Annotated in this window: 16 protein-coding genes; 10 read left to right on the top strand and 6 right to left on the bottom strand. The window is 45.2% G+C overall.

Annotation, left to right across the window (positions count from 1 at the left end; genetic code table 11):
• Window positions 1-2: 2 nt before the first annotated feature.
• The 8 genes from ACSC9N_RS00325 (at window position 3) to ahr (ending at window position 5,168) form a co-directional block, all read left to right on the top strand.
• The gene (locus tag ACSC9N_RS00325; protein ID WP_004647174.1) at window positions 3-161 is read left to right on the top strand and encodes a DUF1328 domain-containing protein; all 159 of its coding nucleotides are present in this window, start codon (window positions 3-5) and stop codon (window positions 159-161) included.
• Window positions 162-326: 165 nt separating this feature from the next.
• Complete coding sequence (locus ACSC9N_RS00320) at window positions 327-1,067, top strand: dienelactone hydrolase family protein (RefSeq protein ID WP_148825283.1); 741 nt, start codon at window positions 327-329, stop codon at window positions 1,065-1,067.
• 74 nt (window positions 1,068-1,141) lie between these two features.
• Entirely contained in the window at window positions 1,142-1,504 is a 363-nt protein-coding gene (locus ACSC9N_RS00315) for an HIT family protein (RefSeq protein ID WP_004691832.1), read from the top strand.
• Between the two features lie 108 nt (window positions 1,505-1,612).
• A complete protein-coding gene (gene mutY / locus ACSC9N_RS00310; protein ID WP_395474982.1) occupies window positions 1,613-2,647 on the top strand; it encodes an A/G-specific adenine glycosylase in 1,035 nt (344 codons plus the stop codon).
• A gap of 84 nt (window positions 2,648-2,731) precedes the next feature.
• Entirely contained in the window at window positions 2,732-3,274 is a 543-nt protein-coding gene (locus ACSC9N_RS00305) for a M23 family metallopeptidase (RefSeq protein WP_224469376.1), read from the top strand.
• A gap of 15 nt (window positions 3,275-3,289) precedes the next feature.
• Window positions 3,290-3,535: a hypothetical protein gene (locus ACSC9N_RS00300; protein WP_004691836.1), complete on the top strand. Its 246-nt coding sequence runs from the start codon at window positions 3,290-3,292 to the stop codon at window positions 3,533-3,535.
• 19 nt (window positions 3,536-3,554) lie between these two features.
• Window positions 3,555-4,109, top strand: coding sequence for a DNA-3-methyladenine glycosylase I (locus ACSC9N_RS00295; protein ID WP_178928248.1), 555 nt, complete (start codon window positions 3,555-3,557; stop codon window positions 4,107-4,109).
• Window positions 4,110-4,145: 36 nt separating this feature from the next.
• On the top strand, window positions 4,146-5,168 hold the full coding sequence (gene ahr / locus ACSC9N_RS00290; RefSeq protein WP_395474981.1) for an NADPH-dependent aldehyde reductase Ahr: 1,023 nt from the start codon (window positions 4,146-4,148) through the stop codon (window positions 5,166-5,168).
• Between the two features lie 28 nt (window positions 5,169-5,196).
• Here the strand turns inward: ahr and ACSC9N_RS00285 are convergent, their stop codons facing one another.
• A complete protein-coding gene (locus ACSC9N_RS00285) occupies window positions 5,197-6,648 on the bottom strand; it encodes a PLP-dependent aminotransferase family protein (protein ID WP_395474980.1) in 1,452 nt (483 codons plus the stop codon).
• Between the two features lie 99 nt (window positions 6,649-6,747).
• Here ACSC9N_RS00285 and ACSC9N_RS00280 point away from each other — a divergent pair, with 99 nt between their 5' ends.
• On the top strand, window positions 6,748-7,149 hold the full coding sequence (locus ACSC9N_RS00280; RefSeq protein WP_004691842.1) for a hypothetical protein: 402 nt from the start codon (window positions 6,748-6,750) through the stop codon (window positions 7,147-7,149).
• A gap of 49 nt (window positions 7,150-7,198) precedes the next feature.
• Here the strand turns inward: ACSC9N_RS00280 and ACSC9N_RS00275 are convergent, their stop codons facing one another.
• Both ACSC9N_RS00275 and dapB read right to left on the bottom strand, forming a co-directional pair.
• On the bottom strand, window positions 7,199-7,846 hold the full coding sequence (locus ACSC9N_RS00275) for an START domain-containing protein (protein WP_159151821.1): 648 nt from the start codon (window positions 7,844-7,846) through the stop codon (window positions 7,199-7,201).
• A 58-nt stretch (window positions 7,847-7,904) separates the two neighbouring features.
• Window positions 7,905-8,726 (bottom strand): 4-hydroxy-tetrahydrodipicolinate reductase, encoded by an 822-nt coding sequence (gene dapB / locus ACSC9N_RS00270; RefSeq protein WP_062031806.1) that lies wholly within the window; start codon window positions 8,724-8,726, stop codon window positions 7,905-7,907.
• Between the two features lie 197 nt (window positions 8,727-8,923).
• Between dapB and ACSC9N_RS00265 the strand changes: the two genes are divergently transcribed.
• Window positions 8,924-9,163 (top strand): hypothetical protein, encoded by a 240-nt coding sequence (locus ACSC9N_RS00265; RefSeq protein WP_078388264.1) that lies wholly within the window; start codon window positions 8,924-8,926, stop codon window positions 9,161-9,163.
• Between the two features lie 63 nt (window positions 9,164-9,226).
• Here ACSC9N_RS00265 and dnaJ read toward each other — a convergent pair whose 3' ends face one another.
• From dnaJ to ACSC9N_RS00250, 3 genes are all read right to left on the bottom strand, one after another.
• On the bottom strand, window positions 9,227-10,345 hold the full coding sequence (dnaJ, locus tag ACSC9N_RS00260) for a molecular chaperone DnaJ (protein WP_004978425.1): 1,119 nt from the start codon (window positions 10,343-10,345) through the stop codon (window positions 9,227-9,229).
• A gap of 103 nt (window positions 10,346-10,448) precedes the next feature.
• Window positions 10,449-10,826, bottom strand: a complete 378-nt coding sequence (locus ACSC9N_RS00255) for a hypothetical protein (protein ID WP_004691852.1) — start codon at window positions 10,824-10,826, stop codon at window positions 10,449-10,451.
• Window positions 10,827-10,957: 131 nt separating this feature from the next.
• Window positions 10,958-14,095 carry an efflux RND transporter permease subunit gene (locus ACSC9N_RS00250; RefSeq protein ID WP_094148440.1) on the bottom strand — a complete coding sequence of 1,046 codons (3,138 nt, stop codon included), beginning with the start codon at window positions 14,093-14,095 and terminating at the stop codon, window positions 10,958-10,960.
• Between the last annotated feature and the right edge of the window lie 2 nt (window positions 14,096-14,097).

Raw genomic sequence — 14,097 nt, 5'->3', positions numbered from 1 at the left:
TTATGTTTCGTTGGGCGATTATCTTCGCAGTGATTGCACTGATTGCAAGTTTACTTGGTTTTGGCGGCGTAGCAGGTTTATCCAAAGACTTTGCGATTATTTTATTGGTGATTGCTGTGATTCTAGCGATTGTCGGATTTTTATCCCGTGGCAAAGTCTAAAGTACGCGACTATTCATAAAAAAAAGAAGGATTCAGATCCTTCTTTTTTTATGTGTGCCTTTAAAAGTAATTTCTCACATTTCTCATGTACATCGGAATATTTTTCAAATCCTTGTAAAAGTTTTTATGCTTTAATCAGAGCAGATCATCTATCAGGATTTGAGCATGACAATCAGTATTCAAACTCGAGAAATTCAATATAACGCCGCCGATGGACAACGCTTAGTTGGTTATTTTGCAGCACCAAGCTCTCAAACACCGCATGCAGGTATCATCGTTGCACCCGAATGGTGGGGCCGAAATGAATATACTGAACAACGTGCTCGCGAACTGGCTGAACACGGTTATGCCGCACTGGCGATTGATATGTACGGCGACAAAAATGTCACCACAGATGCCAAACAAGCCTATGAATGGATGATGCAAACTTTTGCGGATGCCGACACCATTGTCAACCGTGCGCAAGCAGGTTTAGATACGCTTGCTGCCCAGCCTGAAGTGAATCCCACTCAACTGGCGGCGATTGGTTTTTGTTATGGCGGTAAAGTGGTTTTAGACTTAGCTCGCTCAGGCGCACCACTTAAAGCTGTAGCGACTTTCCACGCGACATTGACACCAAAAGCCCCTGCGGCCGAAGGTCAAATTCAGGGTGAAATTTTAGTTTTACATGGTGAGTTAGACAGCATGGTCACTTTGGATGATGTTGCCAGCTTCCGTGAAGAAATGCATGCGGCAAAAGTGGACCATGAAGTCATCATTTTTGAAGATGCGAAGCACGGTTTTAGCAACCCATTGGCCGATGAGCGTGCCAAAGCCAATGGCGTAGACTTGGGCTATAACCCAGAAGCAGAAAGACAAGGGCTAGATGCAATGTATGACTTGCTAGAACGCAATCTCAGTGCTTAACTAGAGCTGAAAAATCAAATATTTGATTTTTCAGATCCAACAGGATACATAATTAGATTTTAGAGGAGATAACAATGACTGAGACCCACTGCCAATATTGTAATTTTGATGAATATGACGTGCTTGATAAAAATGACTTTGGGGTAATTTTGCCCGAACCCAATGCATTGTCTAAAGGTCACTGTGTCATTATCCCTCTACGTCATGTGAGTTCATTTTTTGACATTACCGACAAAGAACGTAAAAGTTTAATGTCTTTACTAGAATTGGCACGTAATGAACTGCAATTGCGTCATCAACCTTCAGGCTTTCATATTGGTTTTAATGATGGTGAAATATTTGGGAATGTGTCTGAACACTTACATATCCATATTATTCCACGCTACAAAGACCAAGAGCTAAAACTCGATGCACGTTGGGGCATGACAAAAGACTAAGTTTTTATGGTTTTAAATGGCGCGTAAGCGCCATTTTTTATGCGCAAAAACTCGGGCTCAGAAAAGACATTCAGTTATACTAAGCCGAATTTTTTGCTTGTGCCTCAGATGTCTCCTTTCTCTTTTTCAGATGCGTTACTGACTTGGTTCGATGTTCATGGTCGACATGACCTGCCATGGCAAGTGGCCGATGATCCCTACAAAGTCTGGGTGTCTGAAATTATGCTGCAACAGACCCAAGTCAAAACAGTGCTGCAATACTTCGAGCGTTTTATCGAACGCTTCCCAACGGTTGCAGCTTTAGGGACAGCATCATGGGATGAGGTCGCACCTTACTGGGCAGGTCTGGGCTACTATGCCCGTGCACGTAATCTGCATAAAGCCGCAGGGGTTGTGGCACGTCAGGGACACTTTCCTCAAACTTTAGAGGACTGGATTGAACTGCCAGGCATTGGTCCATCTACCGCAGGGGCGCTGATGTCTTTGGGTTTACGTCAGTACGGCGTCATTATGGATGGCAATGTAAAACGCGTGCTCGCGCGTTTTTTTGCCATTGAGGATGATCTAAGCAAACCTGTGCATGAACGCAGCATGTGGCAACTGGCCACTAAACTCTGTCCAACTGAACGTAACCACGACTATACCCAAGCCATCATGGATTTGGGGGCAACCGTCTGTACCCCTAAAAAACCACTGTGTTTATACTGCCCAATGCAGCAACACTGTAAAGCCCATGCACAAGGGCTAGAAACTGAATTGCCTTTTAAAAAGCCCAAGAAAGCTGTGCCTGTGAAGTCTGGCCAAGTTTTGGTACTGCGTCATCACAATCAATGGCTGTGGCAACAGCGTCCCAATAGTGGACTGTGGGGTGGTTTATGGTGTTTACCTATTTTTGAAAATCGTGATGAACTCACGCAACTGTGCCAAAGTCTAGGACTAAAACAAGTCTCGCAACGCGCTGAAATTTCGCATAGTTTCACCCATTTCACTTGGCAACTGGAAGCGCTTTGTTTTGAGGTCGATGCCGATCAACTCGAACATTTAAGTATAGAATTGGCCAGCACATGGATAGACATACAAAACGTCACAGAAATGGGCATCCCAACCGCGATGAAAAAATTGATCTCGGCAATTCAACTGTGACATAGTTGGGTGATGCATTGGGTTCACCCTGACACTTTAAAATTAGATCACTGAAATAATAAAGGATTGTTCGTGCGTAATTGTTTGCCCAGCCTTTCTGCGCTTGCCAGTTTAAGTTTTGTGATTCTGTTACTCGCAGCTTGCCGCACCACGCCGCCTGCGCCGAGTGGAAGTCAATTACCGGCCTCACAAGTCCAACAGCTGAAAAACATGCGTTTAGCTCAGCAGCTGCCTGTACCCGTTCAAGGCATTAAACGTCACGGGCTCACAGATACTTGGGGAGCGTCCCGCAGTAGCGGACGGACGCATGAAGGCATCGACATTCTGGCTCCACGTGGAACAAAAGTTTTTTCTGCCACAGAAGGTCTCGTTGCAGACTTACGCAATAACAATTTGGGTGGTAAAGTGGTTTGGATTATGGGGCCAGCAGGCACTTGGCATTACTACGCTCATCTTGATGACCATAAACGCGGCTTAAGTGTCGGCGACTATGTCAAAAAAGGCGACCTGATTGGCTATGTTGGCAATACAGGCAATGCACGGCACACAGCCCCACATTTGCATTATGGACTTTATTTACAAGGTAAAGGCCGTGGTGCAGTAAATCCCTATCCTTATTTACGTTAACTTTAGGAATTTTTCATGTCAGAAGCGTTGATCAACCGTCTGGTCGAATTTGCTGAATCAGGCAATCAACAAAAAATCATCTTGGCTGGACAAAACCACCAAGGTTGGATCATGGAAATTACTGAAGATGCGCTTTTAATCAGCACTGGATTTGCTGAAAAAACAGGAAAAGATGTTTGGATTAACTTTTCCGACCTCGAACACGCCCAATTGTTTTATTGGGACAATCAACACGACCAATGGGCACCTTTTACCCTATAAAAAGATCAGGAGCATGTTCATGACCACTCAACGCTGCGGATGGTGCTCCTCAGACCCACTTTACATCGACTACCATGATCATGAGTGGGGTAAACCACTACATGATGAAAAGCAGTTATTTGCGATGCTCTGCCTCGAAGGTCAACAAGCGGGGCTGTCATGGATTACCGTCCTGAAAAAGCGTGAACATTATCATCGCCAGTTTTTTCAATATTCCATTGAACAGATTGCGGCTTTGAGTGATACAGACTTAGCCGAAAAAGTCCAAGATATCGGCTTAATTCGCCATATCGGGAAGCTGACCGCCATTCGTGACAATGCGCTTGCATGGCAAGCCCTAAAGCAACAAGGCATCAACCCCGTTGAGTGGCTCTGGAACTTTGTCGAGCAACACGCAATCAACAATGATGTCCCGGACTACCGTACAGCACCTGCACAGACTCCTCAAAGCCAAAATATGTCTAAAACCTTAAAAAAACAGGGTTTTAAATTTGTCGGACCCACCACCTGCTATGCCTTTATGCAAGCGGTTGGTATGGTCAATGATCATGAAAACAGCTGTCATTTTAAATAAAAGTACATAAAAAACAGGAAAATAAGGATCTCGAATATGACGGATAACACCATTCGTGCCTATGCGGCAATGCAAGCAGGTGCAGCACTACAACCCTATCAATTCGATGCGGGTGAACTGCAACCACATCAGGTCGAAGTCCAAGTCGAATATTGTGGATTGTGCCATTCCGATGTTTCAGTCATTAACAATGAATGGAACTCTTCGGTCTATCCCGTTGTCGCTGGTCATGAAATTATTGGCACCATCAGTCGCCTAGGCTCCGAAGCCAAAGGGCTTAAACTTGGACAGCGCGTCGGTATTGGCTGGACGGCAGAAAGCTGCCAACACTGTGACCCCTGTGTGTCGGGCCAACAAGTGCTCTGTACAGGAGGACCGACAGCAACCATCGTCGGTCATGCAGGCGGCTTTGCCGACAAAGTTCGCGCAGGTTGGCAGTGGATTATTCCTTTACCTGAAGAGCTAGATCCTGAGTCAGCGGGTCCTTTATTGTGTGGCGGTATTACCGTTTTTGATCCAATTTTAAAACACCGCATTCAAGCCATTCACCATGTCGGAGTGATTGGCATCGGTGGTTTAGGGCATATGGCTATTAAGCTCCTTCGAGGATGGGGCTGTGAAATCACGGCGTTCACCTCGAACCTTGACAAAACTGAAGAGCTCAAGGCCATGGGCGCAGATCATGTGGTGAATAGCCGTGATGTGGATGCGCTTAAAACCCAGCGGGGCAAATTTGATCTCATCCTCAGCACCGTGAATGTCTCACTCAATTGGCCTGCATATATCAGTACGCTGGCACCGAATGGCACGATCCATTTGCTAGGCCTGCCTCTAGAGCCCATCAAGTTAAATGCAGGTAGTCTGATTGGTGGAGCAAAGTCTATCACGGGTTCACCCACTGGCTCACCTGCGGCATTACGTCAGCTACTCAAATTCGCTGCACGTAAAAACATTGCGCCACAAATTGAACTGTATCCTATGTCACAGTTGAATGAAGCACTGGAACGGTTACATTCTGGAAAAGCCCGTTATCGTATCGTCCTCAAAGCCGATTTTTAATCCATAAGCGCCTCAAAAGAGGCGCTTTTTATACCGCTTGTTTGACCAACGTCGAACTGCTGAGTTGCGCTTTCACCCAATCGGCCAACAAAGTGACCGCTGCGCGAATATCTGTTGAAATTTCATGACCTGCATTGAGGCGGATACAGTTTTTATAACGCTGCCCTTCACCAAAGACTTCGCCTGGCACAATATTAATACCGTGCTGCTGAGCAAAATAGTACATATCTAAACCGTCAATACACTCTGGCAACTGTAACCACAGTGCATAACCACCAAAGGGTTGATTGATACGTAACTCAACTCCGTTAAAGGCATGCTGAATCATGTGTCGGTATTGCTCAACTTGCTGTTTCAAAATCGGCTTTAACTGCTGTAAATGCTCCCGATAAGCACGACTATAAATGAGATCGGCCAGTGCCAACTGCAAGGGTGTATTCACTGTAATATTTTGCATCAATAACGTAGCCTTCAAATGCGCTAAGCGCTGCGGAATACAAAACCAACCTACGCGATACGCAGTTGAAAGTGACTTGGAAACCGAACCACAGAAAATCACATAACCCTGCTGATCCCAATACTTAATCGGCAGCGGACGACTCGAGCTGAAACTACATTCACCATAAATATCATCTTCAATCACATAGCAATGATAGCGCGCCGCCAGTTGTGCAATTTTTTCTTTTTCTGCATTGCTTAAGCAAAACCCCAATGGATTTTGATAATTGGCCGTGAGTAAGCACGCTTTTGCGCCTGAACTTTGCATGACCTGCTCTAAACGTTCAAGATCAAAGCCTTGGGTATCGGCTGGAATTTCAATAATTTTTCGCTTTAACCCCGCCAGCATTTGCAACTGGCCATTAAAATTTGGGGTCGGCACAATCACGCTGTCGCCTTCCTTGCTGAGGTGTTGGATCATCACCGACAACGCAGGCATACAGCCATTGCTGATGTAGATATCATCCTGCGAAATATAAAAGCCATCTTCAGCCCAATGCTCAGACAAAGCCTGCCGTAAGCGAATATGACCCTGCTTATCGCTATATAAAAAATCTTCAGGTTGACTGTGTTTTAAAGCACGTTGAATGGAGCGGCGGAGCGCCTCTACAGGCACATGTTTTGGAGAAAGCTGAATCGCTCCCAAATGGATGAGACGGCTATTAATGGAAGACTGTTGAATTTCTAGCTGTAGCTCTAAATTAGAAATATCACGGGCTTGAGACTGAAAATCAGGATGCTGCGGTACAGGAATAGATGAGCTGGTATTTTTCTGATAACTGACAAAATAGCCCGACTTATTTTTCACATGAATATACCCCTGCGACTCGAGTAGCTCATAACAGCTCTTGGCCGTATTCAAGCTGACCTTTTGTAAGTTAGCAAACTGGCGTAACGACAGCAACTTTTGCCCTGCGGGTAATTCAGCATTTTGAATTTTTTCAAGCAACTGTGCAGCCAAGCTTTGATACTGGAATGCCATTCATCTGTACCTATTTTTTTAACTTTTATGTATCTGTATCCATTATGCCAACAGAATTATGCTTCTGTCATTCGTTCACAACCATAAATAGGCACTTTTATGAAAAAAATAATCATATCTCTCTTTTGCTTATTGAGCTTATCGGCTTGCCAACCGCCACATGTTTCACAGCAGGTACAACAGCAACATTTTATTTGTAAAGCACTGATTGAAGGGTTTCTGAAAACGCAAAATTTAACTGATTATCAGTTTTTAAGTTTAGCGCCGAGCTTGACTGAAACCTCGACCCAACGAACCTATCAATATCGGTTGAACAATGAACGTGAAATGCAGATGAACTTGCCCCACCAGAAAAATTTACAGTTCCAATGTGACCAAAGCAGTGCTGAAAACTTCAAGATCTCGCTCGCTGGTGAAGGAGATGCCATGCTCAGTTTAATCCAGTTAGACCTGCCTAAGGCTTCAACCTTAGAGCTGCTGAGCGCCTATCAACAGCCTTAAGTTTTAAAACATAAAAAAGCCTGCATTGCAGGCTTCTTCATCTTTAAAATTAACGTAAGGCAACTGGTAAATGGGCAGGAGTGTCTTCTTGTTCCAGCAATTGATTTTTCATTTTTTGCAGCATTTGATAGGGTTGTTGTTGGACAAACATATTCACAAACTTCAGTGGTATCGACCCCTCAGGGTTAGCATAACCTGAGGTCGAAACCTTGACTTTATTTGATCCCAGTTTCTGAAAGGTCCAATCGCCCTCATAATGATTTAGGCGCACATAATCTGGATTTTTAAGGATGTTTTTATCAATCGCTTTATTTTTAATGCTAATAATGCCCTGACTGTCCTTGGTCATTTTTCCCTGCACCACCAAGTCGCGGTCTTTTAAAGGAAAAGGAAAATCCAGCACCATATACAGTTGAAACTCGCCTTTTTTATCATCGCGCGACAAGACTTTCACACTGCCCATATACGGCACCCATTTCACCGCATGGTCAACATCTAAGATCAATGACACTGCTTTTTCAATCGGCACATCAAACGTGGTTTCAGCCTCATATAAAAAAACTGGGTTTTGTGCATTTTGATAGGTCCAAACTTTAATATTATTTTTATGAATACTGAGTTTGGCTTGATCCATAGGTTTGGCCTGTGCTGTCGTCATCACGGCAACAACACAAGCCATATATATGACTTTTTTCATTCTATTCTTCGTCTTATTTTAGTTTTTTATCTTGTTTTTATGGCGAATGAAACAGGTTTTAAACTTGAATGTCGTTAAAACCCAGTACATCTTTCATGTCATATTTACGTGCTTCACGTCCTACCACCCAAGCCGCAGCGCGTACCGCACCCGAAGCAAAGTTCATACGGTTGGTCGCTTTATGGGTAATTTCAACACGCTCACCATCAGCAATAAACATAGCCGTATGTTCACCGACAATATCGCCGCCACGAATGGTTTGGAAACCAATACTTTGACGCTCACGTGGTCCTGTATGACCTTCACGGCAATACACTGCATCGGTTTTCAAGTCACGACCTAAAGCACCCGCAATCGCCTCACCCATCATCAACGCTGTGCCTGATGGTGCATCGACTTTATGACGGTGATGCGCTTCAATCACTTCAATATCCACTGTGTCGCCAAAGACTTTAGACGCCAATTCCAACAGTTTAATCGAAACATTGACCCCCACAGAATAGTTGGCTGCATAGACCACAGGTGTTTGAGTCGCAGAGTCATCCAAATAAGCTTTTTGTTCGTCATTCATGCCCGTGGTGCCAATGACAATGGCGACCCCAGCTTCACGACAAATTTTTAAATGCTGAACGGTCGCTACTGGTGCAGTGAAATCAATGATCACATCACAATCTTTCACTACCGCTTCCAGACTACCCACCACCTTCACGCCTAGGCTGCCAATACCTGCAAGCTCACCTGCATCTGTACCAACCAGTGAGCTTTCAGGACGTTCCACTGCCGCAGCCAGTTGATAGCCTGCTTCATGTACCGCTTGAATAAGGATGCGACCCATACGACCGCCGGCACCTAAGACCCCAATGCGTGGAGCTGCTGACATAACATATTCCTAATCTAGCTTCAAAATTGCTCTTACTATAGCAAAACTGATTGCACAGACTAAGGTTTGTTGGGCATTTTCATCGAAAAAATCGCTTTATTTTCAAACATGATTTCTCCAGCTTTTCACAAATTTGCAATCAATCTTACGCAGACTAGGTTCGCATTTAAAAACAACTTTAAAATGAGGAAAATAGAATGAAAGCCAAGGTACTTTTTCTAGCGATGGCGTTTGGGGGCAGTTGGGCACAAGTTCAGGCTGAACCCGCTGTTCAAGCGGGCGACACCTTAGAAAGTTTGTCACAGGTAAAGATCACCACCAGCACACACCCTAAAGTACAGGCCGAACAACAAGTACAAGCCGCTGCACCTATGGCTGAAGAAATGGTGTCGGTTGAAGAGATCGATCAACCTGAGCTGCCAACAGAAGGGCAATAACATAAAAAAAGCGGGAAAATCTTCCCGCTCTTTTCAACACCAATTCAGACCTACCGTATTCAATTAATCAAACAGTCGGTCAAAGAAAGACTTTTTCTTTGGTGATGATTTGTGATCATCTCCATCTAAAGTTTCTTGCAACTCTTTCAACAGTTCACGTTGACGTGCCGTCAAGTTAACGGGTGTTTCAATCACGATACGGCAGAGTAAGTCACCTTGCATACTGGTACGTACAGGTTTAACCCCTTTGCCACGTAAACGGAACATTTTACCCGTTTGTGTGCCTTCAGGAATTTTCAAACTCACACGACCTTCGAGTGTCGGGATTTCAATTTCTTTACCCAAAGCAGCATCGGCAATGCTCACAGGCACATCCATATACAGGTCTGCACCATCACGTTGGAAGATTTCGTGCTCACGCACTACTACTTCTACGTACAAGTCGCCTGACTGACCATCACGAATCGCTTCGCCTTTACCCGTTAAACGAACGCGGTCACCGTTGTCGACGCCCGCAGGAATCGTCACTTCTAAGGTTTGTTGACGGTCTTTAACGCCCGAACCATGACAGGTATTACATGGATTCTTAATGATCTTGCCCTGACCGCGACAGGTGCTACAGGTCTGCTGTACAGAGAAGAAACCTTGCTGCATGCGAACCTGACCTGCACCATGACAAGTTTTACAGGTTTCAACATCGTTCGGATTTTTAGAGCCCTTACCGTCACAAGTTTCACACGGCGCTGGTGCGGTAAAAGTAATGGTTTTTTTCACCCCTCTTACTGCTTCTTCCAACGTCAGTTCCATCACATAACGTAAGTCAGAACCACGACGTGCACGCTGTTGACCACGACCGCCGCCGCCACCAAATGCACCACCGAAAATGTCACCGAATTGACTGAAAATGTCTTCTGCGCTGAAACCACCACCGAAGCCGCCTCCGCCGCCCATACCACCTTCAAAGGCTTGATGCCCCATACGGTCATACATGCTGCGCTTTTCGCTATCCGATAAAATTTCATAAGCTTCAGCCGCTTCTTTAAATTTCTCTTCAGCTTCAGCATTGTCAGGGTTGCGGTCCGGATGATATTTCATCGCCAACTTACGGTAGGCTTTTTTAATTTCATCATCACTAGCGGTTTTAGCAACACCTAAAACCTCATAATAATCACGTTTAGCCATGTCTGGCGATGCTCCTCACGGAATTTATTTAATACTCAACTGTGGTCTGAAATTGGGTTCAAACCAAGTTTTACAAGGGGGTGTTTGAAAAAAATCAGTAGAATTAGAAAACTGCTTTATTTTTCAAAAATTTAGACAGGCCTTTAAACCATGCATTTAGAAGGAAGAGAAATGCAATACAGCTAAAAACCACACCTGCAACCGTGCATCCAGTCACCCATAATGCGCTGTCCCAAGTGAAGAAAATAAGAGGAATAAACCACAGTGCTGCAAATAAAGCCAAAATGCTATAAATCACAATATTGCGCATGACCCAGAGTGCTTGCGCTTGTAACCACACTTCGGCATGATCAATTTGCGTGACTTTTCGGGCATACCAATAGGAAAATGCGCCACTAATCACAGTAAACAAAGCCAAAAACATGAAGACATAAGAAATCGCGATAGAGCGGCGATACTTGGTTACATTGTCTTGCATCATGCGTTTAACCCCATTTGCCACATCGTTGGTTTTTTAATGTGTAGCAAAAAACTGCTTTATAAAAATGCCATAAATTTCAGGTGCTACTATATTGAAATTTTCAACGTTTCGCACCTGATATTGGCATAAATTTACAGCTTATGGCTAATTTTTTTTACTTTAAACCACTGCGCGTACAAGGCAGGTAAAAAGAACAGGGTTAATAGCGTCGCCACAATCAGTCCGCCCATGATCGCAACCGCCATGGGCCCAAAGAAAATACTTCTCGATAGTGGGATCATAGCCAGAACTGCTGCCAATGCTGTCAGCACAATTGGACGACAACGTCGCACCGTCGCATCGATGATCGCATCCCATGATTCATGCCCCGCTTGAATGTCTTGCTCAATCTGATCAATCAAGATCAGTGAGTTGCGCATGATCATGCCCGACAAGGCAATGGTACCCAACATCGCAACAAAGCCAAAAGGTTTATTGAACAACAGCAGGAATAACACCACGCCGATCAAACCTAAAGGCGCAGTGAGTAAGACAATCGTGGCACGAGACATACTGCGCAGTTGAATCATCAGCAAAGTCATGACCACGGCCAAGAACAAAGGCATACCCGCTGCAACCGATTTACCCCCACGTGCAGACTCTTCCACTGTACCGCCAACTTCAACCAAATAGCCATTCGGCAGTTCCGCACGCAGCTGATTCATCTGTTCGGCCATTTCATCCACCACCGTGGCCGGCTGTAACTTGGTCCGAATATCTGCACGTACCGTAATGGTCGGTAGGCGGTTACGATGCCAAATCAAACCTTCTTCAAAGCTATAATCAATTTTTGCAATTTGTGCCAACGGTACTGTTCCGCCATTTGAAGTTGGAACGGCAAGGCTCGCCAATGATGCTACTTCAACCCGCTCGGCTTGATCGCCACGTAAACGGATTTCAATCAGTTCACGTTTCTCACGGTACTGGTTAATGGTGGCACCCGAAATTGAGCTGTTCAAGAAATTGGCCAAATCTAAACTCGATACCCCCATTTGGCGGGCACGGTCTTGGTCAATCTCTAAATTGATCATCTTGCTTGGTTCACCCCAGTCCAAGTGCACATTGGTGGTGTTGGGGTTAGCACTCAGCATTGCCGCGACTTTATCCGCCCAAGCACGCACTTGGGTTAGGTCTTCACCCGATACGCGATATTGAAGTGGATAACCAACAGGTGGACCGTTTTCAAGTAAAGAGACACGAGTACGTACATCGGGCAATAACTGACGGATTTGGGTGTCTAAGGATTTGCGAATTTCATTGCGATCATCCAGTGAAGAAGCCAAGACCACAAACTGAGCAAAGCTGGCTTGTGGTAGCTGCTGATCGAGCGGTAAATAAAAACGTGGCGAGCCTGTGCCCACATATGCCACATAATTATCAATGCCTTCTTGCTTCGACAGGAACTGTTCAACTTTTTTCACCGCATTTTCAGTTGCGGTTAAAGATGCTCCTTCTTCAAGTTTTAAGTCGACCAAAATTTCGGCACGATTCGAAGGCGGGAAAAACTGCTGTGGTACTAACTTAAACATCAACACCGAGAGTACAAAAATAGCCACAGTCGTCGCAATGACCGTTTTACGATAGGTCACACACAGATCGACCCAACGGCGAAAACCTTGATAGAACTTGGTTTGATAAGGATCGTGATGCTCACCTGCATGATGCACCATCGGCTGAGGTTCTGGCTGTTTGCGCAAACGTGCCCACAAACGGCTATACCACGGCGCTTTTTGAATCAGCTCTTTATTAAAATCGGGCAGGAGTTTGTCACCCAAATAAGGTACAAAAAGCACCGCTGCAAACCATGACACAATTAAGGCAATGGTCACCACTTGGAAAATAGAACGGGTATATTCGCCTGTACTGGACGCTGCTGTAGCAATCGGTAAGAAGCCCGCAGCGGTAATCAAGGTTCCCGTCAACATTGGGAAAGCCGTCGTTCGCCACGCATGCCCTGCTGCTTGTAGTCGACTGTAGCCTTGCTCCATTTTGATCGCCATCATTTCCACAGCAATAATAGCGTCATCGACCAAGAGCCCGAGCGCCAAAATCAACGCACCTAAGGAAATTTTATGTAGACCGACATCAAAAATATTCATGCCTGCAAAGGTCATGGCTAGGACCAATGGAATGGAGAATGCCACCACCAGTCCAGTACGGAAACCCAGCGAGAAAAAGCTAACCAGCAAGACAATAATCACCGCTTCAGCCAAAACTTTCATGAACTCGTTGACACTACGCTTCACCGCGACAGGCTGGTCTGAAACTTTCTTCAGCTCCATACCTATAGGCAAAGTTTTTTGCAGCTTGGAAAACTCAGTTTCTAAGTTTTTACCCAAAGCCAAGATGTCGCCGCCTTTACGCATCGATACCGCAATGCCAATGCCATTTTCCCCCATAAAGCGCATACGGGGTTGAGCGGGTTCACTAAAGCCACGATAGACGTCGGCAACGTCGCTCAGCTGGATGGTTTTCCCATTCACCAATAAAGGCATACGTTGCAGTTCTTCAACGCTCTTAATTTGCCCTGTGACTCGGAGTTGAATACGATCCGATTCTGTTTCAAAAAAGCCTGCACTGGCCATGGTATTTTGCTGTTGCAGGGCTTGTTGCACCGCTGTCACAGGAATGCCTAACTGTGCCGACTTGGTGTTGGAAATTTCAATCCAAATCTTTTGATCTTGCAGCCCAACCAAGTTGACCTTGGCGACATCTTTGACGCGTTGTAGTTGTAACTGTAGACGGTCGGCATATTCTTTCATCACCGCATAATCAAAGTCTTTACCAGTCAGCACATAAATATTGCCGAAAGTATCGCCGAACTCATCATTAAAGAATGGTCCTTGTACCCCATTGGGCAGCTGATGTTTGATGTCTCCAACCTTCTTGCGTACGTCATACCACACATCTGGTATCTCACTGGAGCGCATGGCATCTCGTGCCACAAAAGTCACCATCGACTCGCCGGGTCTGGAGTAGGCCATAATGCGCTCATACTTACCCGTGGTCATCAGCTCTTTTTCAATACGGTCGGTCACTTGTTCAGACACCTCGCGCGCCGTTGCACCCGGCCAATAGGTCTGTACCACCATCACTTTAAAGGTAAAAGGTGGGTCTTCGCTTTGTGCAAGTTTGGAATAAGACACCACACCCACGATGCCCAGTAACAACATCAAATAAAGGACCAAGCCCTTATTTTTTAAGGCCCATTCCGACAGGTTATAGTTCATAC

It is taken from the genome of Acinetobacter sp. PC34, from assembly GCF_051789135.1.
Taxonomy (GTDB): domain Bacteria; phylum Pseudomonadota; class Gammaproteobacteria; order Pseudomonadales; family Moraxellaceae; genus Acinetobacter; species Acinetobacter johnsonii.
This window is presented reverse-complemented; position numbering and strand designations above follow the sequence as displayed.